At 70.3% G+C, this 26,602-nt stretch carries 21 protein-coding genes; 3 read left to right on the top strand and 18 right to left on the bottom strand.

Translation table 11 applies throughout. The annotated features are described in order from the left end of the window. Positions 1-106 precede the first annotated feature (106 nt). The 13 genes from aroB to AS25_RS03675 form a co-directional block, all read right to left on the bottom strand. Positions 107-1,192 carry a 3-dehydroquinate synthase gene (gene aroB / locus AS25_RS03735; protein ID WP_035961772.1) on the bottom strand — a complete coding sequence of 362 codons (1,086 nt, stop codon included), beginning with the start codon at positions 1,190-1,192 and terminating at the stop codon, positions 107-109. Then, positions 1,189-1,746, bottom strand: a complete 558-nt coding sequence (locus AS25_RS03730) for a shikimate kinase (RefSeq protein ID WP_035961763.1) — start codon at positions 1,744-1,746, stop codon at positions 1,189-1,191. The genes aroB and AS25_RS03730 overlap by 4 nt, the downstream gene beginning before the upstream one ends. Further along, complete coding sequence (aroC, locus tag AS25_RS03725) at positions 1,743-2,993, bottom strand: chorismate synthase (RefSeq protein ID WP_035961754.1); 1,251 nt, start codon at positions 2,991-2,993, stop codon at positions 1,743-1,745. The genes AS25_RS03730 and aroC overlap by 4 nt, the downstream gene beginning before the upstream one ends. A gap of 93 nt (positions 2,994-3,086) precedes the next feature. Further along, positions 3,087-4,004 (bottom strand): shikimate dehydrogenase family protein, encoded by a 918-nt coding sequence (locus AS25_RS03720; protein WP_035961747.1) that lies wholly within the window; start codon positions 4,002-4,004, stop codon positions 3,087-3,089. 10 nt (positions 4,005-4,014) lie between these two features. Beyond that, positions 4,015-5,214, bottom strand: a complete 1,200-nt coding sequence (mltG, locus tag AS25_RS03715) for an endolytic transglycosylase MltG (RefSeq protein ID WP_035961739.1) — start codon at positions 5,212-5,214, stop codon at positions 4,015-4,017. Between the two features lie 92 nt (positions 5,215-5,306). Continuing rightward, entirely contained in the window at positions 5,307-5,810 is a 504-nt protein-coding gene (ruvX, locus tag AS25_RS03710) for a Holliday junction resolvase RuvX (RefSeq protein ID WP_035961730.1), read from the bottom strand. Further along, on the bottom strand, positions 5,810-8,497 hold the full coding sequence (gene alaS, locus AS25_RS03705) for an alanine--tRNA ligase (RefSeq protein WP_035961722.1): 2,688 nt from the start codon (positions 8,495-8,497) through the stop codon (positions 5,810-5,812). The genes ruvX and alaS overlap by 1 nt, the downstream gene beginning before the upstream one ends. Then, the gene (locus AS25_RS03700; RefSeq protein ID WP_035961714.1) at positions 8,497-8,955 is read right to left on the bottom strand and encodes a hypothetical protein; all 459 of its coding nucleotides are present in this window, start codon (positions 8,953-8,955) and stop codon (positions 8,497-8,499) included. The genes alaS and AS25_RS03700 overlap by 1 nt, the downstream gene beginning before the upstream one ends. 2 nt (positions 8,956-8,957) lie before the next feature. Continuing rightward, the gene (locus tag AS25_RS03695; protein ID WP_035961705.1) at positions 8,958-9,437 is read right to left on the bottom strand and encodes a DUF948 domain-containing protein; all 480 of its coding nucleotides are present in this window, start codon (positions 9,435-9,437) and stop codon (positions 8,958-8,960) included. 224 nt (positions 9,438-9,661) lie between these two features. Further along, entirely contained in the window at positions 9,662-10,303 is a 642-nt protein-coding gene (gene rpsD, locus AS25_RS03690) for a 30S ribosomal protein S4 (RefSeq protein WP_035961694.1), read from the bottom strand. Positions 10,304-10,525: 222 nt separating this feature from the next. After that, a complete protein-coding gene (glpK, locus tag AS25_RS03685; protein WP_052160672.1) occupies positions 10,526-12,097 on the bottom strand; it encodes a glycerol kinase GlpK in 1,572 nt (523 codons plus the stop codon). 54 nt (positions 12,098-12,151) lie between these two features. Further along, complete coding sequence (locus tag AS25_RS03680; RefSeq protein WP_035962350.1) at positions 12,152-12,886, bottom strand: MIP/aquaporin family protein; 735 nt, start codon at positions 12,884-12,886, stop codon at positions 12,152-12,154. Positions 12,887-13,047: 161 nt separating this feature from the next. Next, on the bottom strand, positions 13,048-14,775 hold the full coding sequence (locus AS25_RS03675; RefSeq protein WP_035961677.1) for a glycerol-3-phosphate dehydrogenase/oxidase: 1,728 nt from the start codon (positions 14,773-14,775) through the stop codon (positions 13,048-13,050). Positions 14,776-14,951: 176 nt separating this feature from the next. On the opposite strand from AS25_RS03675, the gene AS25_RS03670 reads away from it, so the two are divergent. Then, positions 14,952-15,920 (top strand): sugar-binding transcriptional regulator, encoded by a 969-nt coding sequence (locus AS25_RS03670; RefSeq protein ID WP_035961666.1) that lies wholly within the window; start codon positions 14,952-14,954, stop codon positions 15,918-15,920. Positions 15,921-15,943: 23 nt separating this feature from the next. Here AS25_RS03670 and AS25_RS03665 read toward each other — a convergent pair whose 3' ends face one another. The 4 genes from AS25_RS03665 to hisS form a co-directional block, all read right to left on the bottom strand. Then, positions 15,944-17,476 (bottom strand): replication-associated recombination protein A, encoded by a 1,533-nt coding sequence (locus AS25_RS03665; RefSeq protein ID WP_052160670.1) that lies wholly within the window; start codon positions 17,474-17,476, stop codon positions 15,944-15,946. A 47-nt stretch (positions 17,477-17,523) separates the two neighbouring features. Continuing rightward, positions 17,524-17,976 carry a D-aminoacyl-tRNA deacylase gene (dtd, locus tag AS25_RS03660; RefSeq protein ID WP_035961657.1) on the bottom strand — a complete coding sequence of 151 codons (453 nt, stop codon included), beginning with the start codon at positions 17,974-17,976 and terminating at the stop codon, positions 17,524-17,526. Positions 17,977-18,080: 104 nt separating this feature from the next. After that, positions 18,081-19,898, bottom strand: coding sequence for an aspartate--tRNA ligase (gene aspS, locus AS25_RS03655; RefSeq protein ID WP_035962348.1), 1,818 nt, complete (start codon positions 19,896-19,898; stop codon positions 18,081-18,083). A gap of 195 nt (positions 19,899-20,093) precedes the next feature. Next, positions 20,094-21,449 (bottom strand): histidine--tRNA ligase, encoded by a 1,356-nt coding sequence (gene hisS, locus AS25_RS03650; RefSeq protein WP_035961653.1) that lies wholly within the window; start codon positions 21,447-21,449, stop codon positions 20,094-20,096. Positions 21,450-21,893: 444 nt separating this feature from the next. Here hisS and AS25_RS03645 point away from each other — a divergent pair, with 444 nt between their 5' ends. Both AS25_RS03645 and AS25_RS03640 read left to right on the top strand, forming a co-directional pair. Next, positions 21,894-23,144: a DUF349 domain-containing protein gene (locus AS25_RS03645; RefSeq protein WP_035962347.1), complete on the top strand. Its 1,251-nt coding sequence runs from the start codon at positions 21,894-21,896 to the stop codon at positions 23,142-23,144. A 228-nt stretch (positions 23,145-23,372) separates the two neighbouring features. Continuing rightward, the gene (locus tag AS25_RS03640; RefSeq protein WP_052160669.1) at positions 23,373-23,996 is read left to right on the top strand and encodes a type IV toxin-antitoxin system AbiEi family antitoxin; all 624 of its coding nucleotides are present in this window, start codon (positions 23,373-23,375) and stop codon (positions 23,994-23,996) included. Here AS25_RS03640 and AS25_RS03635 read toward each other — a convergent pair. Beyond that, positions 23,986-26,439: a RelA/SpoT family protein gene (locus AS25_RS03635; protein ID WP_035961648.1), complete on the bottom strand. Its 2,454-nt coding sequence runs from the start codon at positions 26,437-26,439 to the stop codon at positions 23,986-23,988. The genes AS25_RS03640 and AS25_RS03635 overlap by 11 nt on opposite strands. Between the last annotated feature and the right edge of the window lie 163 nt (positions 26,440-26,602).

Below are 26,602 nucleotides of genomic sequence, written 5' to 3'. Positions count from 1 at the left end.
GGGCGCGTGGAGCCGGACCAGTCTACCGCGTGCGCCCGCCCGCCGTGCCAGCCGAGCAGTGCTCAGGGGCGCGGACGACGGCGCTCGCCGTGCCGTCCGCGCGGGCTCACTCCGCGATCTCCTGGTAGCACGCGAAGAGGATCGCGGGGTCCGGGACCTCCATGATCCGCGGTGTGGCGATCCGATCCAGGACCACGAAGCGCAACAGGTTGCCGCGGGTCTTCTTGTCCCGCTTCATGACCTCGAGCAACCGGGGCCACTGGTCCGCGCGATACGTCACGGGCAGCCCCAGGGACGTGAGGATCTCGCGGTGCTCGGTCACGACGTCGTCGGACAGCGACCCGGCCGCGCGCCCGAGTTCCGCCGCGAAGACCATGCCCACCGACACCGCCGCGCCGTGGCGCCATTGGTAGCGCTCGTTGTGCTCGATCGCGTGCCCCAGCGTGTGGCCATAGTTGAGGTACTCGCGCCGGCCGGATTCCTTCAGGTCCGAGGAGACGACCTCGGCCTTGACCCGGATCCCGCGCTCGATCAGCTCGCGTACCACGGGCGACGCCGCGTCCCGCACCTCCTGCGGGTTCTCCCGGATCAACTCGAGGATGCGTGGGTCCGCGATGAACCCGCACTTGACCACCTCGGCCATGCCCGTGAGCAGCTCGTTCTGCGGCAGGGTCTGCAGCGAGTCCAGATCGCACACGACCGCGGCCGGCGGGTGGAACGCCCCCACGAGGTTCTTGCCCTCCGCGGTGTTGATCCCGGTCTTCCCGCCCACGGCGGCGTCCACCATGCCCAGCAGCGTGGTGGGCAGGTGGATCACGCGCACCCCGCGCAACCACGTGGCGGCCACGAAACCGGCGAGGTCCGTCACGGCGCCGCCACCCACGGAGACCACGGCGTCCGTGCGCGTGAAGTCGGACTGGCCCATGATCTGCCAGCAGAACGCCGCGACCTCCACGCGCTTGCCCTCCTCGGCGTCCGGGATCTCGGCCACGAAGCTCTGGATCCCTGCGGCGGAGAGGTTCTGCTGCACCACGTCACCCGTGGCGCGCAGCGCGCGGGGGTGGATGATGAGCACCTTCTTGACGCGCTCGCCCAGCAGTTCGGGCACGCGGTCCAGCAGGCCGTTGCCCACGAGGACGTCGTAGCGGTTGTCGGGGCCGCCGTGGACGGGGATGCTGACGGGATCGGTCATGCGGTGTGTTCCTTTCCGCGCGGCTGCGCGATCGGTTCGCCCAGCGCGAGGTAGAGCTCACGGGCGATCTGCGCCACGGTGCGCGGCGCGGCGCCGTCGAGCCGGATGGTCGCGAGGCGTTCGAAGGTCTCGCGGCGCTCGGCCATGATCTGGCTCCAGCGGGCCTCGGGGTCCGGCTGGAGCATGGGGCGGGTCGTGTTGCCCTTGATCCGGGGGCGGACCGTGTCCAGGTCCACCTCCAGGTAGGCGACCGTGCGCCCGGCGAGCAGGGGTTGCACGAGCGGTGACATGGGTGCGCCCCCGCCCAGGGAGATCACGCACCCGGCGGTGTCCGGGTCGTCGAGCAGTTCGGCGACGATCTCCGCTTCGATCCGGCGGAACTCGGCCTCACCGCGGGCGCGGAACAGCCGCGGGATGGGCCCGTAGCGGGACTCGATCACGCGGTCGGTGTCCACGTGGGGCAGCCCGTAGTGCTGCGCGAGGTGGTGCGCCACGTGGGACTTGCCCGCGGCCATGGGCCCGATCAGCACCACGGGCAGGGCCGGGCCCGTCACGCGAGGTCCCCGCGCACCTCGTCCAGGGCGGCCAGCGCGGCGGGGTCCGCGAGCTCGGGGGAGGTGCGCAGGTTGGCGGGGATCGCCGCGAGGTAGGCGTCCTTGTTACGCACCGTCTCGCTGATCGAGTCACCACCGAACTTCTCGAGCGCGGCCTGGGCCAGCACGAGCGCGACCATGGCCTCGGCCACCACGCCCGCCGCGGGCACGGCGCACACGTCCGAGCGCTGGTGGTGGGCGCGGGCCGGCTCGCCCGTGGCCACGTCCACGGTGTGCAGCGAGCGCGGGACGGTGGCAATGGGCTTCATCGCCGCGCGCACGCGCAACAGGTCACCGATGGACATACCGCCCTCGATGCCGCCGGCGCGGTTGGAGACCCGGTGCACGGCGCCGTCGCCGGCCAGGGTCTCGTCGTGGGCCGCGGAGCCCGGGCGCGCGGCGGTGCTGAACCCGTCACCGACCTCGACGCCCTTGATCGCCTGGATGCCCATCAGCGCCGCGGCGAGGCGCGCGTCGAGGCGTCGGTCCCAGTGCACGTACGAGCCGAGTCCCGGGGGCAGACCCTCGGCGAGCACCTCCACGACGCCGCCCAGGGTCTCCCCCGCCTTGTGGGCCTCGTCCACCACGGCGACCATGGCCTCGGAGGTCGCGGCGTCGAAACAGCGCAGCGGATCGGCGTCCAGCGCAGCGACGTCGTCCGGGCCGGGCAGCGCGGCGCCCTCGGGCACGGAGACCTCGGCGATCGCGGTCGTGTGGGACACCAGGCGCACACCGAGTGCGGCGAGGACCTGGGCGGCCACGACACCGAGCGCCACACGGGTGGCCGTCTCCCGGGCCGACGCCCGTTCGAGCACGGGGCGGGCCTCGGCGAAGTCGTACTTCTGCATGCCCGTGAGGTCCGCGTGCCCGGGGCGCGGGCGGGTCAGGGGCGCGTTACGGGCCCGGCCCTCGAGCACCGCGGGATCCACCGGGTCGGAACTCATGACGTCCTGCCACTTGGGCCACTCGGTGTTGGCGATCTCGATCGCGACCGGCCCGCCCTGTGTGAGACCGTGGCGCACGCCTCCCAGGATGCGCACGCGGTCCTGTTCGAACTTCATGCGGGCGCCGCGGCCGTACCCGAGCCGGCGCCGGGCCAGTGCGTCCTGGATCATCCCGGTGGTCAGTTCCACACCGGCGGGGACACCCTCGATGATCCCCACGAGCGCCTCACCGTGTGATTCCCCGGCCGTGAGCCAACGCAACATCAAAACACTCCAGTTCTCGCCCGGGGTCCACGCCCCGCGGTCAATTCGTCTCGCTCGGTCGTGCGCCCCAGCCCGGGCGGCACGCGCGCCGGGTCACGGCGCGAGTCGTGTGGCCTGCGCGGTGCGCACGCGCTGCGGGATGCCACGTTCGGGCCGTCCCACCGCGCGGCACATGGCCGCGGTCACCCGGTCCTCGTGCGGTACCGCCGCGCGGGGATCGCCCTGCGTGAACCAGCGGACCTGATCCACGGCCTGGAAGATCAGCATATCGACACCGGGAGCGATCGCGCCCCCCGCGTCCTGCCATGCGGACGCCAGGCGTGAGGGCCACGGGTCGTACGCGGCGTCGAGCAGCACGCCGGACACCGACGGCGCCTGGGCGCGCCACTGCAACGCGAGCTCGTCTGCACCGCGCGGGGGCAGGGTCGCCACGACCACGTCCGCGGTGTGCAGTGCCTCGGCGGCGTGCTCCCACGCCACGGTGCGCACCTCGGTGCCCACCGCCCGCGCCACGGCCTCGAGGGTCCGAGCGCGCGAGGGTGTCCGCACGACGACGTCCACCGTCTCGGCCCCGAGCCCGTGCAGGGCCGCGACGGCCGCGCTGGCGGTGGCCCCTCCGCCGAGCACGACGGCGCGCGGGGTCCCCGGGATCGCGCCGGCCGCGCTCACGGCGGACATGATGCCCATGACATCTGTGTTGTCCGCGACCACGCGTCCGTCGTCCTCGAACGTGAGTGTGTTGGCCACGCCGAGCGCCCGCACGAGCGGGGTGACCCGGTCGGCGTCTCGGGCGGCGAGGGGTTTCAGGGGCATGGTGACCGAGAACCCGCCCCAGTCCCCCGCGGCCCGGGCGCCCGCCCAGAAGGTGTCCCATTCGCCCACGGGCACGTCCCGGCGCGTGTAATGCGCCGTGAGGCCCAGGGCCTCGTAGGCGGCCGCGTGCAGCACCGGGGACAGAGAGTGGTCCACGGGGTGCCCCAGCACCGCGGCCCGCACGGAGGATCGCGTCATCGCGCGCCCCTCAGGAGCACTTACCGGGGTTGTCCGAGCACCACTGCTGGTACTCCTGCACGTAGCGCTGGTGCTCCTCGTACGTCTTGGAGAATTTGGTCTCGCCGGTGTCGAGGTTCACCGTGACCCAGTAGTAGTAGTCGTTGTCCTCGGGGTGCGCCGCCGCGGCGATCGCGTCGTCGCTCGGGGACCCGATGGGACCCACGGGCAGGCCCGGGTTCGCGTACGTGTTGTACGGGTTGGACTTGTCCCGCTTCTCCTCGTCCGTGAGGTGCACGGTGGTGGTTCCGAGCCCGTAGGTCACGGAGGCGTCCGACTGGATGAACCCGTTGGTCTCGCCGTTCGGGTTGTTGATCCGGTTCTCGATCGCGCCGGCCACGGAACGGTAGACCTGGGGCGTGCCCTCGAACTCCACGATCGAACCGATGGTGAGCACCTCGAACCAGCGGTCCTCGGGGACGTCGTTCTTGGCCAGCGTGTCCTTGGTGCGGTCCACCATCTCCTGCAGGATCTGCTCCGCGGTGGCGTCGAGCGGGAAGTGGTACTCCCCCGGGTGCAGCCAGCCCTCGAGGTTGGGGAACCGGTCCGGGATCCCGAACTTCGCCTTGTCCGTGGACAGCTTCTCGAACTCGGACTTGTCGATCCCGGTGGCCTGGCTCAGGGCCGTGAACGTGTCCCCCATGCGCTGGGTCTTGGGGATGGCCGCGTAGTGGGTGGCCTCCCCCCGTTCCATGAGGGCGTCGATGGCGGCGTCGGAGCTCATACGGGTCTTGAGCTGGTACTCCCCGGGCTGGATGAACTGCTCCGGGTAGCGCTGCTGGAACGTGGAGACGAAGTGGGAGGCGTTGGCCACGATGTCCTGCGCCTGCAGGTCCTGGGCGATCTGTCCCGTGGAACTGCCGTCCGCCACGGAGAACGTGACGTCCTGGTCCCCGGAACCGCGGTAGTCCTTGCGTTCGAACAGACCGAACGCGGACCCCAGGACGGCCACGACCACGACCAGAGCCGCGATGAACAGCGCGATCGCCGTGGCCAGGGACGCGCGCGAACGGACCTTGCGGCGCTGCCGCTGTTCCGGGGTCACGTCGTGGTGTTCGAAGGCCCCCGCCAGGCGGGATTCCCCCGCGTCGTTCGAAGAGGTCAGCACGTCACCGTCGGACCGGTGGCCCTGTCCGTCACCGGTGCCGGTCTCCCGCGGCTCTCTGCTCACGAATTCTCTCCGCTCACGAATTCTCTCCGTCCGCCGTTCATGGTGCACGTGTGGGGTGCTGCGGGCCAGGATCACCGCCCGCACGGTCAACTCTAATCAGCAGCCCGGTCCGGGACGGGTTCGCCCGGTTCCGTACCGGTCCGCCGCCCCTGGTCCACCGCCGTCTGCAGGAACGTCACCGCGGCGGCCTGATCGACCCTGTCCATGTGATGACGTCGTGACACACCCGAGTCCGACAGCGACCGGTGCGCGCTCACCGTGGACAACCGCTCGTCCACCAGGCGCACCGCTGTGGTGCACCCCCGTGAGCCTAACCGACGAACCAGGGAGGCGGCGTAATCACGAGCCATCCGCGTCGAGGCATTCTCACCGCCGTCGAGGCTGCGCGGCAGCCCCACGTAGACGGTCACCACGTCCCGTTCCTCGCACAACCGGGTGATGATCTTCACATCGAAGGCCTTACGGGGGTTGCTGTCCCGCCCGAGGGTGTCGTGCGGGGTCGCGAGCACGGCGTCGGGGTCGGTCAGGGCGATACCCACCCTGACCGTCCCCACGTCCACGCCCATGCGCACACCGCGTGCGAAGGGTTGCGGCATCAGCCCGCCGTGGCCAGGATCTGCTCGCGGATCCCGGCCAGCGCATCGGGGATGCGGGCCGGGTCGGAACCGCCGCCCTGGGCCACGTCCGGCTTTCCGCCCCCGCCACCACCGAGCGCGGTCGCTGCGGTGCGCACGAGCTGGCCCGCGGCCAGGCCGGCGTCGCGAGCGGCGTCGTTGACGGCGACGACGACGAGCGGGCGCCCGTTCGCGACACCGGTCACCGCGGCTACGGCGGCGTCGGATCCCAGACGGGCGCGCAGGTCGAGCGCGAGGGTGCGCAGGGCGTCCGCCGAGGCGATCTCACCGGCGTCGTGCAGGACGGCGCGCACGGAGCCCACGGTCTGCGCGTCCTGCGCGAGCTGGCCGGCCTGCGCCTGCAGCTGCTGCTGGCGCAGCCCCGCGAGCTGGCGCTCGGTCTCCTTGAGCTTCTCGAGCGTCGCGGCGAGGCGCTCGGGCAGTTCGGCGCTGGACTGGACCTTGAGCATGCCCGTGAGCTGGTTGACCAGGGTGCGCTCGGCGGCCAGGTGGTTGAACGAATTCAACCCCACGAGCGCCTCCACACGGCGGTTGCCCGAGCCCACGGACTGCTCCGAGACCAGGGACAGCGAGCCGAGCTGGGACGTGGAGCCCACGTGCGTGCCACCGCACAGTTCACGTGACCACGGGCCGTTCATCTCGACCACGCGCACCTCGTCCCCGTACTTCTCACCGAACAGGGACATCGCCCCGAGCTTTTTGGCCTCGGCGAGCGGCATCTCGCGGGTCACGACCTCGAAGTCGTCCCGGATCGCGGTGTTGGCGATCTGTTCGATCTCCTGCACCTGGGACGGCGTGAGGGCCTCCCCGTGGGAGAAGTCGAAGCGCAGGTAACCCTCCTTGTTGAACGACCCGCGCTGGACGGCGTCGGGACCCAACACGTCGTGCAGCGCCGCGTGGATCACGTGCGTGCCCGAGTGGGCGGCCTCGCCGTCGTGACGGCGCCGCGAGTCCACGCGCGCGGTGACCTCGTCACCCGTGACGACCTGGCCCGCGGCCACGGTGACCCGGTGCACGGACAGTCCCTTGACGGGTTGCTGGACGTCCTCCACGATCAGGCGCAGCCCGTCCGCGGAGTCGATCACGCCGGTGTCGGCGGCCTGGCCACCGGACTCGGCGTAGAACGGCGTAGCCTCGAGCACGACCTCCACGCGCGCGCCCTCGCTCGCCGCGGGCACCGGGACGCCGTCGGCGAGGATCGCGCGCACGGTCGTGGGGGTCACGAGCTCGGTGTAGCCCGTGAACCGGCTGCCGTGGTCGTCCAACAGGCGGCGCAGTTCGGACAGGTCCGCCATGGCGCCCTTCTTGGCGCGCGCGTCCTGCTGGGCCCGCTCACGCTGCTCGGCCATGAGCTCACGGAAGGCCCGCTCGTCCACGGCCACGCCCGCCTCACCGGCCATCTCCAGGGTCAGGTCGATGGGGAAACCGAACGTGTCGTGCAGCGCGAACGCGTCCGCGCCGCTCAGGGCGCGCTTCTCGCCCTTGGCGAGCTCCACGGCGTGCTCGAGGCGGGTGGTGCCCGACTCGATGGTCTTGAGGAACGCGCGTTCCTCGGCATACGCGATCTTGGAGATCCGTTCGAAGTCATCCGCGACCACGGGGTAGACGCCCTTCATCGCGTCGCGAGAGCGCGGCAGCAGCACGGGCAGGCAAGGGTCCGTCACCCCGAGCAGGCGCATCGCGCGCACCGCGCGGCGCAACAAGCGGCGCAGGATGTACCCGCGGGCCTCGTTGCCCGGCGTGACACCGTCCGCGATCAGCATGAGCGAGGAGCGCACGTGGTCGGCGACGACGCGCATGCGGACGTCGTCCTCGTAGCCCTGCTCCCCCGGCTTCTCCGCGCCGCGGTAGGCGCGACCGGACAGTTCGGCGGCGGCGTCGAGCACGGGGCGGACCTGGTCCGTCTCGTAGAAGTTCTCCACGCCCTGCAGCAGCATGGCCAGACGCTCCACGCCGAGACCGGTGTCGATGTTCTTCTGGGGCAGGTCCCCCAGGATCTCGTAGTCCTTGCCGTTGCCCTCGCCACGCTGGTACTGCATGAACACGAGGTTCCAGATCTCGATGAACCGCTCGTCGTCCACGGCCGGACCGCCGTCCTGGCCGTAGCGCGGGCCGCGGTCGTAGAAGATCTCGGAGTCGGGACCCGCGGGGCCCGGCTGGCCGGTGTCCCAGTAGTTCTCGTCCCGGCCCATGCGCTGGATCCGCTCGGCGGGCAACCCCACGGTGTCGTGCCACAGGTCGTAAGACTCCTGGTCCCCCTCGTACACGGTGACCCACAACCGCTCCGGGTCCAGCCCGAAGCCGCCGTCCTCGAGCGAGGAGGTCAGCAGCTCCCACGCCATGGGGATCGCGCCGGACTTGAAGTAGTCACCGAAGGAGAAGTTCCCGGCCATCTGGAAGAACGTGCCGTGCCGGGCGGTCTTGCCGACCTCGTCGATGTCGAGGGTGCGGATACACTTCTGCACCGAGGTGGCCCGCGAGTACGGGGGCGTCTCTTGGCCCAGGAAGTACGGGATGAACGGGACCATACCGGCAATGGTGAACATGGCTCCGGGCTGCTGCGACACCAGCGAGGCCGAGGGCACCACCTGGTGGCCCTTGCCCTCGAAGTAGCTCAGCCAGCGCTGCGTGATCTCATGGGAGAGCATTACCGGTCATTCCCTTCCGATGGGACGTGTGTGATGATCCGACCCCGGGGGTCGCCCGGTGCGGGGCCCGGTTCGTGGGCGGTGTCCGCCCGCCACGGGGCATCCGGCGGTGGTGCGGCGTGGTGCGGGGCGTCCGGGTGGTTCGCGGTGTGGTCCACGGGCGTGCGCACGCCGAACTTCTCGTGCAGCTCGGCCTCGCGTTCGTTCATCCCCGCGCGCACCCGGGCGGCGAAGTCCTGGAACCGCCGCGCGGCGGTGCGGAAGAGCTCCACGGCGCTCCCGCTCGCGCGGCGTTCGACGGCGCCCGCGGAGCCGTGGCGGGCCACCGCACCCTGGGTGCCGCTCTGCACCTGCCGCCCGATCGCCTCGCGTGCGGCGGGGTCGGAGGCCACGCGCGTGGCCGCTCCGCCCACCACGGCACCCGCGGCGAGCAGTGCGAGTTTGGACCACAAACCCATGCTCAGCTCCTGGTGTCCGAGGGCCCGGTCGCGCGGCCTGCAGCGTGCGGGTCCGTGGACCCGGTGGTCGTGCCGGTCGCCGCGCCACCGGGCGCGGCACCGGGCTCGGTATGGGGGCCGGGCCGGGTCTGGGCACCGGCCTGGGGGCTGAACGCGCGGCGCAGCCCGTGGGAGAAGGACGCGACCTTGATCAGCGGCTGCCCCACCGTGGAGGCCACGAGCGAGGACAGCGCGGAGACGTTCGCGGAGGCGTCCGAGACGTTGGACGTGATCCCGTCCACCTTCTCGAGCTGGGTGTTGGTGGTGGCCACGGTACGCGTGACCTCGTCGATCAGCGGGGCGGTGCCGTCGTTGATGGAGCGGATGCTCAGGCGCAACTCATCGAAGACACGACCTAGCTTGATGATGGGCACCGCGAGCAACCCCACGAGCACCGCGAAGACCAATGCCGCGAGCAATCCGGCGATATCCCCACCGTCCATGGGCGACCACAACTCCGTTCCTACTTCGAGATCAGGGTCGGACCCGCGCGCAAGACCGACCGAAGCGCAACTCTACCCAAGAACCCGGGTGCAACGGGGAATCCGGCGCCACCGGGCCCGGTGTGCCCGTGCGCCGTCGTCCCCGGGACGCGAACAGCCCGCAGCCGAGGGCCGCGGGCTGTTCGCCCGTCACCCGTGACACGGGCGACGGAGGGCACGGAGGATCAGACCATCCGTGCGTAGTACTCCACCACGAGCTGTTCCTCGCAGGTCACGGGGACCTCGGAACGCTGCGGCTTGCGCGTGAGCTTGGCCTGCAGACGGTCGATCGTGACGTCCAGGTAGGCCGGGGTGTCCGGGAGGACATCCTGGTTGGCGCCGGTCGCGGCGATCTGGAACGGGACCATCTTCTCGGAACGCGGGTGCACGTGGACCGTCTGGCCCGGGCGCACGCGGTACGAGGGGCGGTCCACGCGCTGACCGTCCACCATGATGTGGCGGTGCACCACGGCCTGGCGGGCGGCGGCCATCGTGCGGACGAAGCCGGCACGCAGGACAAGGGCGTCGAGACGGGTCTCGAGCAAGGCGATGAGGTTCTCACCGGTCTGACCCTCGACACGCTTGGCCTCGACGTAGGCGCGGTGCATCTGCTTCTCGCGGATGTTGTACTGCGCGCGCAGCCGCTGCTTCTCCATCAGCCGGACCTTGTAGTCGGAATCCTGCTTGCGGCGGGCACGGCCGTGCTCACCGGGAGCGTACGGGCGGCGCTCGAAGTACTTCTCGGCCTTCGGCGTCAGCGGGATGCCGAGGGCACGGGACTTGCGCACCTGACGGCGCACACGAACACTGTTGGAGCTGTTGGACACAACTTGCCTTTCATGCGGTTCGACGGCGTACGGGATGGACCCGCGTTCCGTTCTGGGTGGTACTGGCCTCCGGCGCGGGAATCGGTTCCCACGGGAGAGGTGCGGATCAGCCGCAATCCGACGGACCTAGCGTCCGCCGGGCACGCGCGGGATCGTGAGGGTGCCACGGGTCCCGGGAGTGCGCCGACGAGACGTGCCAGCCAACCGTCCACTATAGCCGATTCAGTCCACGTCCTCGTTCACCCAGTCGAGCGACTTGGTCACGGCCTTGCCCCAGTTGCGGAACAGCTTCTCCTGCTGCTCACGGTCCCCCTGGGGGTCCCAGCGCTTCTCCTCGGCCCAGTTGCGGGAGATCTCCTCGAGGTCCGCCCAGAAGCCCACGGCGAGACCGGCCGCGTACGCCGCACCCAGGGCCGTGGTCTCAGTGATCTTCGGCCGGATCACGGGCACACCCAGCTGATCCGCCTGGAACTGCATGAGCAGCTCGTTGGCCGTCATGCCACCGTCCACGCGCAGTTCCGTGAGGTCCTGCTTGGAGTCCTTGTTCATGGCCTCGACCACCTCACGGGACTGATACGCGGTGGCCTCGAGCACGGCACGGGCGATGTGCTCCTTGCGCACGTAACGCGTGAGCCCCACCAGGGCGCCGCGGGCGTCCGGACGCCAGTGCGGTGCGAACAGACCCGAGAACGCGGGGACGAAGTACGCCCCGCCGTTGTCCTCGACCGCGCGCGCGAGCGGCTCGATCTCCTTGGCGTCCTGGATCAGCCCCAGGTTGTCCCGCACCCACTGCACGAGCGAACCCGTGACCGCGATGGAACCCTCCAGCGCGTAGACCGGCTTCTCGCCCTCGATCTGGTAGCACACGGTGGTGATCAATCCGTGCTCGGAACGCACCGGGGTCTCCCCCACGTTCATGAGCAGGAAACTGCCGGTGCCGTAGGTGTTCTTGCCCATGCCGGGTTCGAAACACGTCTGGCCGAACATGGCCGCCTGCTGGTCACCCAGGATGCCAGCGATCGGGACCTGCTTGAGGAACCCGCGGGCGCGGCCCTTGCCGTAGACCTCGCTGCTGCACCGGATCTCCGGGAGCATGGACATGGGCACGCCCACGGTCTCGCACAACTCCTCGTTCCATTCGAGGGTGTCGATGTTCATGAGCAGGGTCCGGGACGCGTTCGTTACGTCCGTGACGTGCACCCCGTCCTCGGAGCCGCCGGTCATGTTCCACACGAGCCAGCTGTCGGTGGTACCGAAGAGCAGGTCCCCGGCCTCGGCGCGCTCACGGGCGCCGTCCACGTTGTCCAGGATCCACTTGACCTTGGGGCCGGCGAAGTAGCTGGCCAGGGGCAGACCCGTGAGCTCGCGGAAGCGTTCCTCCCCGCCGTCCTTGGCGAGTTCGTCCACGATCTCCTGCGTGCGGGTGTCCTGCCACACGATGGCGTTGTACACGGGCTCGCCCGTGTTCTTGTCCCACACCACGGTGGTCTCGCGCTGGTTGGTGATGCCCACCGCGGCGAGATCGTCCTTGGTCAGCTCCGTCTCCGCGAGGGCGTCCGCGACGCAACGGCGGGTGTTGCGCCAGATCTCCTGTGCATCGTGTTCGACCCAGCCGGCGCGCGGGAAGATCTGCTGGTGCTCGTACTGGCCCACACCCATGATGGTGCCGGAATGGTCGAAGACAATGGCGCGGGTGCTCGTGGTGCCCTGATCGATGGCCATCACGTACTGGGGATCACCAGAACCTGTGGTCCTGGTACCTCGGGCGGTCTTGGTGGTGTTTGATGTGCTCATGGTGCTCACTCCTTGGGTCGAGGGGCGGAAATCGATGGTGGTGCGTTCAGGGGATCAGAAAGCCGCGCCCGGGAACAACTGGAAGACACCGCCGGCGAGCAGCGCGCCGAGGATGGGACCCACGATCGGGACCCACGCGTAGCCCCAGTCGCTGCCACCCTTACCTCGGATCGGGAGGATCGCGTGGGCGACGCGAGGGCCCAGGTCACGCGCGGGGTTGATGGCGTAGCCGGTGGGGCCGCCGAGGCTCGCACCGATCCCGACCACGAGCAGCGCCACGGCCAGGGGGCCCAGGCCGGAGGGGGTCCCGCCGAACATGAGGATGACGAACACCAGGACGAACGTGGCGATCACCTCGGTCAGCACGTTCCACCCCGCGGAGCGGATCTCCGGTCCGGTGGAGAACGTGCCCAGCTTGGCGGCCGGGTCCAGCGGCTCGTCGTAGTGCTGCTTGTACGCGATCCAGCAGACCACGGCACCCAGGAAGGCGCCCAGGAACTCGGCGGCCAGGTAGACCAATGTCGACGCGGCGGTGATGGCCACCCCCGGCGCGTAGACATCGGCGCCGGAGGCCCAGATGCCGACCGTCACGGCGGGGTTCAGGTGGGCGCCCGATTGCCAGGCGACGTACACGCCGGCGAACACGGCGAGACCCCACCCGAAGTTGATGAGCAACCAGCCGCCGGCATTGCCCTTGGTCTTGCCCAGGAGGTGGTTGGCCACGACACCGACACCCAGAAGGGTCAACAGTGCGGTGCCCAGGACTTCGGACCAGAACACCGTGCCCAGGGGCACCACTTCCGCCGCCTCCATGGGCAGCATCGCGCTCAAAGTGGTCATGGATTGACTCCTTGCAGTTCGTGTCGGCGTTGGGTGATTCGGGCACACCGCCTCCCGATAGCGTGAGCCAGCGGGAAGCGGTGTCGGCGGGAACGGGACGCCCGCCTACGTCACAGGGTGTTGAGCGAGGGGGCTGCGCTGCGCGCGGCCGCCGCGGAGGCGTCGTCCGTGGTCTGCGCGGCGGCGTCCTCGGCGGCGCACACGGCGCGGTAGGCCTCGATCTCCTGCTCCTTACGGGCGTCGTCCCAGCCCAGTTCGGCGGCGAGCAGATCGGCGACCTCCTCGACCGCGGCCAGACCGTGATCGGGCTGGTCGTAGGACATCCGGGTCCGGGTCTCGAAGACGTCCGAGACGTGCAGGACACCCTCGTGCCGCGCCGCCTGGACCACCTCGGCCCGCAGGTAGGCGGGCGCCGCCGCGAGCGGCCGGGCCAGATCCTCCTGCTCCGCCACGAGGTCCTCTATCTCCGTGATGGCCGATCCGTAGCGGTTCAACAGGTGGTTGACCATGTCGTCGCTCCAGCCGTGGCGTGCGCCGATCCGGTCCGCCTGCCGGGTCATGGGAACGTACCCGTTGGCACCGTGGAGCAGCGTACGGTCGGTGACCGAGGGCAGGCTCTTGGCGCGCTCCTTGCCGAGTGCGAAGTCCACGGCGTCCTGGGCCATGATGCGGTAGGTGGTCAACTTGCCGCCGGCGATCGAGATCAGCCCCGGCGTCGCCTCCGCGACCGTGTGCTCGCGGGAGATCTTGGTGGACGCGGTTTCCGTGCCCTCCTTGACGCCCGGCTGCAGCAACGGCCGCAGACCCGCGTAGGTGCCCATGACGTCGTCCCGGGTCAGGGGCTCGTCCAGGACCACGTTCGCGTGTTCGAGTACGTAGTCGATGTCCGCGGCCGTGGCCACGGGGGCCGAGATGTCCTGCTCGTAGGGGGTGTCCGTGGTGCCGATGATCCAGTAGTGCTCCCACGGGATCACGAACAGCACCGATTTCTCGGTCTGCAGGATCAGGCCCACCTCACCGCGGATCCTGTCCCGGGGCACCACGATGTGGATGCCCTTGGATGCGAGCACCTTGAGGCCCCCGTCCGTGTGGGCCATGTCCTGGGTCTCCTCGGTCCACACGCCGGTGGCCGCGATGACCTTGCGGGCGCGGATCTCGTGCTGCGTGCCGGTCTCCAGGTCCGTGACGCGCGCGCCCACGACGGCGCCGTCGTCGTTCTTGAGGAGTTCCGTGACTCGCGTGCGGGTCGCGGCCAGGGCGCCGTAGCCCACGGCCGTGCGGATGAGCGTCAGGACCAGACGGGCATCGTCCACGCGACCGTCCCAGTACTTGACGGCGCCCACCATGACGCCCGGCTTGATGCTGGGGAACGCCTCCTTCACACCGCGCTGCGAGAGCTGACGGTGGAAGGGCATGGACGCGACCTTGGAGCCCACGTGGGCCAGGGTGTCGTAGAGACCGACGCCCGCCGTCACGTACGGGCGCTCCCAGAACCGGTGCAGGATCGGGTAGAGGAAGGGGACGGGCTTCACCAGATGGGGAGCCAGCGTGTACAGCAGGCGCTCCCGTTCGTGCAGCGCCTCCGTGACGAGCTTGAAGTCGAACTGTTGCAGGTAGCGCAGGCCACCGTGGACCAGCTTGGACGACCAGCGGGACGTCCCTCCCGCCCAGTCCTGGGCCTCCACGATGCCGGTGCGCAGCCCTCGCGTGGCCGCGTCCAGCGCGATGCCGGCACCCGTGATGCCACCGCCGATCACCAGGACGTCCAACTCGGTCCCTTCGCTCATTTCACGGAGCGCGGCCTGACGGGTCTCGGAATTCAATTGGGTGGCAGTCACAGTATCTTCCTCACTCAATGTCGGTGTGGATGCGGTGTGGCCCGCAGTTCTTGCGGATCATGCTACGCACTGGGATGTGACGTACATCCCATTTCGTAGCCGTGCGCACTACCATGTCGCGCCGATGCACGTATGCTCAACCTATTTGCACATGTGTGCACGGGAGGTGAGGGGCGATGCACGACGATTCACTGCTCTACCAAGCCGCGGAACTGTACTTCGTGCAGGACATGACCATGGGTGCCGTGGCCGAGCGGCTGGGGGTCTCACGGTCCACGGTCTCGCGCATGCTGGCGGATGCGAAAGCCAGGGGCATCGTGACGATCACCCTGCGCCCACCCGACACACCCACGGACCGGCTGTCCCGTCGCATCCACGACACGTTCCGGGTCACGGCGCACATCGCGGGGACCCAGCGGGCGTCGCATAGCGGCCAACGACTCGACGCGGTCTCGCGCTACACCGCACAACTACTCGCATCGTGGGTCCAGGACGGGACGTCCCTGGGGGTCGCGTGGGGCACCACGACCTCCGCGATCGCCTCGCACGTGCGCCACACCAATACCCAGGACGTCTCGGTGGTGCAGCTCAACGGGGCCGCCGGGCCGCGGACGGCCGGCACGGATACGTCCGCCCCACTGCTCTCGACGTTGGCGCAGGCCTTCAACGCCGAGCTGTACCCGTTCCCGACCCCCGCTTTCTTCGACTGGGAACAGACCCGGACGCTGCTCTGGCAGGAATCCTCGGTTCGCCGCATTCTCGCGGCCCGGGCGAGTGTTGACCTGGCGGTGTTCAGCGTGGGGGCCTTCCACGGCCCGGTGCTGTCCCAGGTCTACACGGAGGGCCACCTCAGCTCGTCCGAGCTGCGCAGTCTGAGCGCGCACCGCGTCGTCGGGGACATCTGCACCGTCTTCATCCGCGAGGACGGCAGTTACTCGGACATCGAGCTGAACCGGCGGGCCTCCGGACCCACCCCCGCGGATCTCGCCAGGATTCCCCGCCGTGTGTGCGTGGTGTCCGGGCGGCACAAGGTGCGCGGCATCGTGGGCGCGCTGCGGTCGGGGGCGGTGACGGACCTGGTGATCGACGACCTGACCGCCAAGGATGTGCTGGACCACGTGGACGGCGCGGGAGCACGGCCCTGACCACGCATCGTCGTAACCGCGCCCTACGGCCGGGTGTCGCCGCGCACGATGTCGCGCAACCGGATCACGCGCTGCGCCAGGTCCCGTTCGTGGCCGTACCCCGTGGGCCGGTAGTAGTCCTTCCCCACGAGCTCGTCCGGCGGGTACTGCTGGGTGGCCACCGCGTTGGGCGTGTCGTGGGCGTAGACATAACCCGCGCCGTGGCCGAGCTCGTTCGCGCCCGGGTAGTGCGAGTCCCGCAGGTGCGGGGGCACGGGCCCGGCACGTCCGGCGCGGACGTCCGCGATGGCCTCGTCGATGGCCAGGTACGCGGCGTTCGACTTGGGCGCGGTGGCCAGGTGCGCGACGGCCTCGGCGAGTGGGATCCGCCCCTCGGGCATCCCGATCAACTGCACGGCCTGGGCCGCCGCGACCGCGGTCTGCAGCGCCGCGGGATCAGCGAGACCGATGTCCTCCGACGCGCTGATGATCAACCGGCGCGCGATGAACCGCGGGTCCTCCCCGGCCTCGATCATCCGGGCCAGGTAATGCATCGCGGCGTCCACGTCCGAGCCGCGGATCGATTTGATAAACGCGCTCACGACGTCGTAGTGCTGATCGCCCTGCTTGTCGTAGCGCACCGCCGCGCGGTTGACGGCCTCCTGCGCGTGCTCCAGCGTCACGGTCACGACCGATGCATTGGGGGTTTCGCCCGCTGCCCCGGGCTCGGCCGCGTCGTCGTCCGATACCTCGGCTCCCGAACCCTCCGTGCCCGGGCCCTCGGCCCCGGAACGCGCGGCGCCATCGGCGTCGTCGTCCAACGCCGCCGCGTGGGAGAGCGCGACCGCCGCAGCCGCCTCGAGGGAAGTGAGCGCCTTGCGCGCGTCTCCCCCGGAGACGTCCAGCAGGTGCTCGCGCGCCTCCGGGCTCAGGACGACGGCACCGTCCAGCCCGCGCGGGTCGGTCACCGCGCGGTCGAGCAACTCCCCGATGTCCGGGCGCTCGAGCGGTTGCAGGGTCAGCAGCAGGGAGCGCGAGAGCAGCGGTGCGATCACGGAGAACGAGGGGTTCTCGGTTGTGGCGGCCACGAGGACCACCCACCCGTTCTCGACCCCGGGCAACAGCGCGTCCTGCTGCGCCTTGGTGAACCGGTGGATCTCGTCGAGGAACAGCACCGTGGTGCGCCCGTGCAGGTCGCGCGCGGTCAGCGCCTCGTCCATGACGCGCCGCACGTCCTTGACCCCGGCCGTGACGGCGGACAGCTCGACGAAGGTGGTGTCGTGGCCGCGCGCGATCACGTGCGCGATCGTCGTCTTGCCCGTGCCCGGCGGGCCCCACAGGATGACCGACGACGCCGCGGTCGGTCCCGAGCGCCCAGCGGTCAGTCCGCGCAGGGGCGAGCCGGTGCGCAACAGGTGCTTCTGGCCCACGACCTCGTCCAGGGTGCGGGGGCGCATGCGCACGGCGAGCGGTGCGCGGGAGCGCGCGCGGGACGGGGTCCGATCCCTCGCGTGGGCGGATGGGCCGGACCCGTCCTCGCTCAGGGGATCCGGGACGTCGAACAATGCATCGCTCACGCCTCGACCCTACTGCCCGCCTCGGACACGCACGGGCCGCCGCGGGTTCAGTCGCGACGCGGGCGCTGCAGCTCGTCGCTGTCCACCACGAGGGTCACGGGCCCGTCGTTGACGAGCGAGACCTCCATGTGCGCACCGAACTCCCCGGTTTCCACCGGCAAACCGCGCTCCCGTAGCGCCGCCACGAAGGCGTCGAAGAGGGGTTCGCTCACGTCCCCGGGGGCGGCGCGGGACCACGACGGTCGGCGCCCCCTCCGCACGTCCCCGTACAGCGTGAACTGGCTGACCACGAGCACCGGGGCCGAGCGGTCCTCGCATGAGGTCTCTCCCGGCAGGATGCGCAGCCCGGCGATCTTGGCCGCGAGCTGCGCGGCGATCTCCGGGGTGTCCGAGTGGGTGACCCCCACGAGTGCGACGAGCCCGGGGCCGGTGATCTCGCCCGTGCCCCGTTCCCCCACGGTGACACTGGCCCGTGACGCCACCTGTAGCACGATTCTCATGACGCCAGTCCATCACACTCGCGCGGCGGGGCCGCCGACCCCGGGGTGACATCCCGGATCGGCGGCCCCGCAGCGTGTAGCGACGGTGTCACGTGTCGATGGCGTTACTTCGCGTCGCCGTCCTTGTCGGCGGAGGCTGCCTCGCGCGGCGCCTCGGCCTTCTTGGGCTCGGGCTTGGCGTCCACGCCGGCTTCCTTGCGCTGCTGCGCCGTGATGGGCGCAGGCGCGGCGGTCAGGGGGTCGTAGCCGTTGCCGGTCTTGGGGAACGCGATGACATCCCGGATGGACTCGGTGCCCGCGAGCAGCGCGACCACGCGGTCCCAGCCGAAGGCGATGCCGCCGTGCGGGGGCGCGCCGAACTGGAAGGCGTCCAGCAGGAAGCCGAACTTCTCCCGGGCGTCCTCCTCGCTGAGCCCCATCACGCGGAACACGCGGTCCTGCACGTCCCGGCGGTGGATGCGGATGGAACCGCCGCCGATCTCGTTGCCGTTGCACACGATGTCGTACGCGTAGGCCAGCGCGGAGCCGGGGTCCGTGTCGAAGGTGTCCATGAACTCGGGCTTGGGGGACGTGAACGCGTGGTGCACGGCCGTCCACGCACCGGAGCCCACGGCAACGTCGCCGGACTCGACCGCCTCGGACGCGGGCTCAAACAGCGGCGCGTCCACGATCCACACGAAGGCCCAGTCATTCTCGTCGATCAGGCCCACGCGGTGGCCGATCTCCACGCGCGCGGCACCGAGCAGCGCGCGGGAGGTCTTGGCCCCGCCCGCGGCGAAGAACACGCAGTCGCCGGGCTTCGCGCCCACGGCCTCCGCGAGTCCGGCCTTCTCCTCCTCCGAGATGTTCTTGGCCACCGGCCCGGCGATCTCGCCGTCCTCCTTGAACAGCACGTAGGCGAGGCCCTTGGCGCCGCGCTGCTTGGCCCACTCCTGCCACGCGTCGAGCTGGCGGCGGGGCTGGGATGCACCGCCTGGCATGACCACGGCACCCACGTACGGGGCCTGGAACACGCGGAACGGGGTGTCCTTGAAGTACTCGGTGAGCTCCGTGAGCTTCAGGTCGAAGCGCAGGTCCGGCTTGTCGGAGCCGTAGTCGGCCATGGCCTGGGCGTAGGTCATGCGCGGGATGGGGGTCGAGACGTCCACGCCGATCAGAGCCCACAGGGACTTCACGATCTGCTCGCCCAGGGCGATGACATCGTCCTCCTCCACGAAGGAGGCCTCAACGTCCAGCTGGGTGAACTCGGGCTGGCGGTCCGCGCGGAAGTCCTCGTCCCGGTAGCAGCGGGCGATCTGGAAGTACTTCTCGATCCCGCCCACCTGCAGCAGCTGTTTGAACAGCTGCGGGGACTGCGGCAGCGCATACCAGGAGCCCGGGGACAGCCGTGCCGGCACCACGAAGTCGCGCGCACCCTCGGGCGTGGAACGGGTGAGGGTGGGGGTCTCCACCTCGGTGAAGCCGTGGTCGTGCAGCAGGTTGCGCGCGACCCGGTTGACCTCGGAACGCAGGCACATGATGCGCGCGGGCTCGGGGCGGCGCAGGTCCAGGTAGCGGTACTTCAGGCGAGCTTCCTCGCCCACCTCCACGTGCTCGTCGATCTGGAACGGCAACGGCGCGGCCGTGTTGAGCACGGTGAGCTCGTCCACCATGACCTCGACCTCACCCGAGGTCAGGTTGGGGTTCTCGTTACCCTCCGGACGCCGCTCCACGGTGCCCGTCACCTGCAGGACGTACTCGTTGCGCAACTGGTGGAACTGGTCCTCGTCCCGCACCACGATCTGCGCCACACCGGAGGCGTCCCGCAGGTCCACGAACGCCACGCCGCCGTGGTCGCGGCGCCGGCCGACCCAGCCCGCCAGCGTGACGGTCTGTCCAATGTTCTCGGCGGTCAACGTGCCAAGTTCATGCGTTCGCAACAAGTGCATTCACCTTTTCAATCAATGGGATGGTCGGGTCGCGGGCCGGTGGAGCGCGTCGCGCCGGGTGCCTGCGGTGCCGCACCGGATCGGGCGCCCTGGAGCAGGGCGTGCTCCCGTCCCCGCGAGTCTACAAGCCGACGCCGCGTGCGCACGGCCGTCGCACGCGGGCACGCCTCTCGTAGGACGGAGCCGGTATCAGTCGTCCGTGTCGGCGGCGCGCAGCACCGTGGCGTGCAGGTCCTCGGCGGGCGGCTGCCACGACGCGGGGTCCGCGGCCACCTGTTCGCCCGAGCGGATGTCCTTGACCTCGTGGGTCGGGCTCCCGTCCTCGGCCACGGACGAGAACCACACGAACGGGATGCCGCGGCGCTCGGCGTAGCGGATCTGCTTGCCGAACTTCTGGGCCGTGGCGGCCACCTCGGTCGCGATCCCGCGAGCGCGCAACTGCCCGGCGACGTCCTGCGCGGCGGACCACGATGCGTCGTCGTTCAGGGCCACGAGCACCGCGGAGGGCACCGAGCGGGAGGCCTGGGCCATGGAGCGGGACAGGATCCGGGTGACCAACCGGGTCACACCGATCGACAGGCCCACACCGGGGTAGGTCTTCTTGCCGGAGGACGCGAGGGACTCGTAGCGACCGCCCGAGCACACGGAGCCGAGCTGTTCGTGACCCACGAGGACCGTCTCGTACACGGTGCCCGTGTAGTAGTCGAGCCCGCGAGCGATGGACAGGTCCGCCACGACCTTGCCGGGGGCGCGCCGGGAGGCCTCCCCCACGACCTCGGCGAGTTCGTCCAGGCCCTCGTCCAGCAGCTCGTTGCTCACCCCGAGTTCCCGCACGCGCTCCACGAAGGACGTGTCCTCGGTGCGGATCGCCGCGAGGGACAGCGCCGCCTCCGCCTGTTCGGGCGTGGCACCCACCGTGTCCTGGAGATTCCGGGAGACCTGCTCGGCACCGATCTTCTCGAGCTTGTCGATCTCACGCAGCACCGCGGGGGCGTCCGTGAGACCCACACCGCGGTAGAAACCCTCGGCGAGCTTGCGGTTGTTGACCCGCAGCACGAACGGCGGGATGGGCAGCTCGGACAGCGCCTCGATCATCACGAGCGCGAGCTCCACGTCGTAGCGGAACGCGAGCGTGCCGTCCCCCACCACGTCGATGTCCGCCTGGGTGAATTCGCGCGCCCGGCCCTCCTGGGGGCGCTCGCCGCGCCACACCTTCTGGATCTGGTAGCGGCGGAACGGGAACGTGAGGTAGCCGCTGTTCTCCACGACGTAGCGGGCGAACGGCACGGTCAGGTCGAAGTGCAGCGCCAGCGCGTCCTCGCGCGAGGAGTCCTCGTCCTGCTGCAACCGGGAGACCCCGTAGACCTCCTTGTCGATCTCGCCCTTGCGCAGCAACTGCTCCACGGTCTCCACCGCGCGCGTCTCGATCGAGGAGAAGCCGTGGAGTTCGAAGGTCCTGCGCAGGGAGTCCAGCACGTGTTGCTCCACGATCCGTTCCTCCGGGAGCCATTCGGGGAAACCGGACAGAGACGTGGTGCGGGCCATGGGTGGGAACTCCTCGGTAGTGGGTCTCGGGCGGTCCGGGGCTCGGCCGGTGCGCCGGGGAAGCCCCGGGCGGCGCGGCGTCGTCGTACGAGCAACCCCCGGAACCGGGGCGTGCGCGAGCGCGGACGGTGTCAGCTGCCAGTCTAAGCCGCGCGGCTCGATAGGATGGCCGGTGTCCACCATTGGAAACCCCACCGGGACGCCCGCAGCTGCGGGCAGCGCCGGCGGGGTCGTGCAGAAAGAGTTGTAGCGGTGACAGAACGTCCTGAATCCGACGACCGCCGTCCCGTCCCGGGTCCGGCCACCCCCGCGGCGTCCGCGCCCAAGCCCGCGGCGCCGTCGACCCCCAAACCCACCCCGAGCGCGGCACCCGCGCCCGCACCGGCGGCGGCCCAGCCGCGTCCCGCGGAGGGCACCCACGCCGCGCTCGCCCCGGCCGAGTCCGTGGAACGCGCCCGGGCCTTCGGCCGCGCGGACGAGAACGGCACCGTGTACGTGAGCGTCCAGGGCACCGAGTACGAGTGCGGGCAGTTCCCGGACGCCACGCCCGACGAGGCGCTCGCCTATTTCGCGCGCAAGTTCGACGACGCCGAGGCGCAGGTCGCGCTGCTCGAACAGCGCATCGCTGCCAAGGCACCCGCGGGTGACATGCGCAAGACCGTGGACCACGTACGCGAGCAGGTGGACGCGCACACCATGGTGGGCGATCTCACGGATCTCTCCACGCGCCTGGACACCCTTGAGGACGCGATCAAGGTGGCCGTCAACCGCGAACGCGAGGAGGCCAAGGCCGCCAAGACGCAGCAGCTCGCGCACCGCACCGCGATCGTGGAGGCCGCCGAGGAGGTCGCCGCGCAGGACCCCGCCAAGACGCAGTGGAAGCACTCGTCCGCGCGCATGGCGGAGCTGTTCTCGCAGTGGCAGGACCACCAGCGCTCTGGCGGACGCCTGCCCAAGTCGGACGAGGACGCCCTGTGGAAGCGCTTCCGCAAGGCCCGCACCACGTTCGACCGGCACCGCAAGGCCTTCTTCTCGTCCCTGGACGAGACCAACGCCAAGGCCAAGCGCGTCAAGGAGGGCCTGATCAAGGAGGCCGAGGCGCTGTCCTCGTCCACCGAGTGGGGTGAGACCGCCGGGAAGTACCGCGAGCTCATGGACCGGTGGAAGGAGGCCCCGCGCGCGTCCCGCAAGGAGGACGACGCCCTGTGGGCCCGGTTCCGCGCCGCCCAGGACGTGTTCTTCTCCGCGCGCACCGCCGCGAACGAGCGGATCGACCAGGAGTACGCGGGCAACCTCACGGTCAAGGAGCAGCTGCTCGCCGAGGCCAAGCAGATCCTGCCCGTCAAGGACCTCGACGCCGCCAAGAAGCAGCTCGCGTCCGTCCAGCAGCGCTGGGAGGAGGCGGGTAAGGTCCCCCGCGCCCACATGCGCCGCGTGGAGAACGAACTGCGCGCCGTGGAGGACGTCGTCAAGAAGGCCGAGGACGACCGCTGGCGGCGCACCGACCCTGAGACCAAGGCGCGCTCCAACTCCATGCTGTCCCAGCTGGAGAACAAGATCGCCGATCAGCGCGCCGCCCTCGAGGCCGCCCGTGCGGGTGGCAACACCAAGAAGGCCGCGTCCCTCGAGAAGGACCTGGCCACGAGCGAGCAGTGGCTCGCCACACTGCAGGCTTCGGCGTCCGAACTGCGCTGATTCCCTGCCGCCGACTGCAGGAACGCCCCCGTCCCGGTTCGCCGGGGCGGGGGCGTTCCTCGTGATTGCGACCGGGGGTCCGGCCGTTCCTCGCCGCGGAGCGCGATGCGTGCGGTACCGGCCCGCGCACCGTCGGGGGATCTCGCGGCGCGGCTCGTTGCACGGGCGTTCTCCACAATCCGGCTGCTGCCCTGCCCTTCCGGTACGCCGTGGGGTGGGATTGGGTCCATGACTTCCGTGCTCACCGCTCGCGGCACCACCGCGCCCCTCGTCCTGCTCCCGGGCCACCCGTTCAGCCGCGCCGAACTGAGCGCGATGGCCGAGGACGGTTTGTTGCGCCGCGAACTGCTCGACGCCTACGTACCCGCGACCGCCGCCCCCACGCTCCAGTTGCGAGCCACGGCGGTGAGCAGGGTCGTGCCCGGGCACCTTCAACGGCGGGGTGTGCTCGGGCGGCTCGGGGCCGCATGGTTCTACCGCTGCGCGCCCGAGCCCTCGCCCGTGACGATCCTCGTGGACAAGTCCGCGCGCACGACCACCACGGTGCCGCCGGGTCTCGTGATCCATCAGACGGGGTTCGCGCCGCGGGACCTCGTGGTCCACCACGGCATCACACTGACCACTCCCCTGCGCACCGCCGTGGACCTCGCGGTGCACGTCACCGGCCCGGCCGGCGACGCCGCTCTGCTCGCCCTGCTGAGCGCACCGCGCCTGCACTGCTCACCGCAGCACCTGCTTGCCGAACTCGAGGCCCTGGCCAAACTGCCGGGTCGCCGGGTCGCGATCGCCCGCGTCCGCAAGCTCGCACGGGCGCTCGAGGCCGGACGCGCGGGCGGACCCTTCAGGAGTTGACCGGGCGGTGTCCCGAGGTGCGGTAGACGTCGTAGACGCCGTCGATCCGGCGCACCTGGTTGAGCACGTGGTCCAGGTAGCGGGTGTCCCCCATCTCGAACGAGAACCGGGAGATCGCCAGCCGGGAGCGGGACGTGTGCACCTGCGCCGAGAGGATGTTCACGTGATTCTCCGACAGCGCCTTGGTCACGTCGTAGAGCAGGGACTTGCGATCCAGGGCTTCCACCTGGATCTCCACGAGGAACAGCGAGGACTGGGTGGGCGCCCACGAGACGTCCTTGATCCGGTCGTCGTCCTCCGGGATGACCCGCATGTTGGCGCAGTCCTTGCGGTGCACCGAGATCCCGGACCCGCGCGTGACGAAACCCACGATCTCGTCCGGGGGCACCGGGGTGCAACACCGGGCGATCTTGACGTAGACGTCCGAGGCCCCCTGCACGAGCACACCCGCGTCCGAGACGCCGGGGCGCACGGGGTGGGTCACCCGCGTGGTCTCGGCGAGGTCCTCCTCCGTGCCCTCGGCCCCGCCCAGGTGCTGCAACAACTTGTCGACGACCTGGTGGGCGCCCACGGCGTCCGAACCGATGGCTTCGTAGAGCGCGGCCACGTCCCCGCGGTTGAAGTCCTGGGCCACCGCGAGCAGCGCTGCGCTCGTGACCGTGCGCTGCAGCGGGAGGTGGTGCTTGCGCAGCGCCCGGGTGAGCTGGTCCTTGCCCCGCTCGATCGCTTCCTCGCGGCGTTCCTTGGAGAACCACTGCCGGATCTTGGTGCGCGCCCGCGGGGAGCCCACGAACTTGAGCCAGTCCTGGGACGGCGCCGCCTGTTCCGACTTGGACGTGAGGATCTCCACGCGGTCCCCGTGCTGCAACCGGGACGACAGCGGGGCGAGCTTGCCGTTGACGCGCGCGCCGATCGTGCGGTTGCCCACCTCGGTGTGCACCGCGTACGCGAAGTCCACCGGCGTGGACCCCGTGGGCAGGGCCATGACCTCGCCCTTGGGCGTGAACACGTACACCTCGGCGGTGTTGATCTGATAGCGCAGCGAGTCCAGGAAGTCCGAGGAGTCCTTGGCCTCCTCCTGCCACGACACCAGGGAGCTGAGCCAGTTCAGCTCACCCTCCTTGGCCTTGGGGGTCGCGGAGTTCGCCTGGTTGACCTTGTCCTTGTACTTCCAGTGCGCGGCCACGCCGTACTCGGCGCGGCGGTGCATCTCGTGGGTGCGGATCTGGATCTCCACGGGACGCCCCGCGGGCCCGATCACCGTGGTGTGCAGGGACTGGTACATGTTGAACTTGGGCATGGCGATGTAGTCCTTGAACCGCCCGGGCAGCGGCCGCCACTTCGCGTGCAGCACACCCAGCGCCGCATAGCATTCGCGCACGGAGTTCACGAGCACGCGCGCGGCCTGCAGGTCGTGGATCTCGTCGAAGTCCTTACCCCGCACGATCATCTTCTGGTAGATCGAGTAGTAGTGCTTCGGCCGGCCCGTGATGGTCGCCTCGATCCCGGACGCGTCCAGCGCCTCGGCGATCTGACCGCGGATCTCCGCGAGGTGACGCTCGCGCTCGGGGGTGCGCTCCCCCACCATGCGCACGATCTCCTCGTACACCTTGGGGTGCAGGGCCGCGAAGGACAGGTCCTCGAGCTCCCACTTGATCGTGTTCATGCCCAGTCGGTGGGCCAGCGGAGCGAAGATCTCGAGGGTCTCGCGCGCCTTGCGCCCGGAGGACTCGGAGGACACGAAGCGCCACGTCCGGGCATTGTGCAAACGGTCCGCGAGTTTGATGACCAACACGCGGATGTCCTTGGCCATGGCCACGATCATCTTGCGCACGGTCTCCGCCTGCGCGTTCTCCCCGTACTGGATCTTGTCCAGCTTGGTCACGCCGTCCACGAGCGCGGCGACCTCCTCGCCGAACTCCTCGCGCACTTGCTCGAGCGTGTAGGACGTGTCCTCCACGGTGTCGTGCAGCAGACCGGCCACGAGCGTGGCACCGGTCATCCCGAGTTCCGCGAGGATCGTGGTCACGGCCACCGGGTGGGTGATGTACGGGTCCCCGGACTTGCGCTTCTGTCCCTCGTGGTGGGTGTCCGCGACCGTGAAGGCCCGCTCCAGGACCGAAAGGTCCTCCTCGGGATGGGTGTTCTGCACCGTGCGCAGCAGGGGCACCAGGATGGGCGAGCTCGGGACCGATTCACCGCTGAGCACCGAGAGGGTCGAGCGGGTGCGTTCGCTGCGCCCCGGGAAGACCGCCCGCCCGAACACGGGCCGAGAGGCGGGCAGGACGAAATGGGTGCCCCCGAAGTCGCCGCGCGCGGCACTCGGGCGAGCGGGCGGCGCGGAACTCGGACGGGACGCCTCCTGAGCGGAGGCCGCGCCGGAGGACGTGACCGCGGAGCCCACGGGTGCCTGGGCACCACCGTTCTCGGACTGGCTGGACATGATCCGTGGCCTCCTCATCGTCGCCGCGACCGCGGGAGGCCGGACATGAGCCCCCGCGGGCTGATGTCCCAGTCTAAGCCCGCGCCGACACGCCGCGGACAACGGTGCCGATGCGCCGCGGACACAGTACGGACGTGCCGCGGACGCAGTGCTCACCTGCCGC

Origin of the sequence: Kocuria marina (genome assembly GCF_000786655.1) — a bacterium.
Taxonomy (GTDB): Bacteria; Actinomycetota; Actinomycetes; order Actinomycetales; family Micrococcaceae; genus Kocuria; species Kocuria marina_A.
This window is presented reverse-complemented; position numbering and strand designations above follow the sequence as displayed.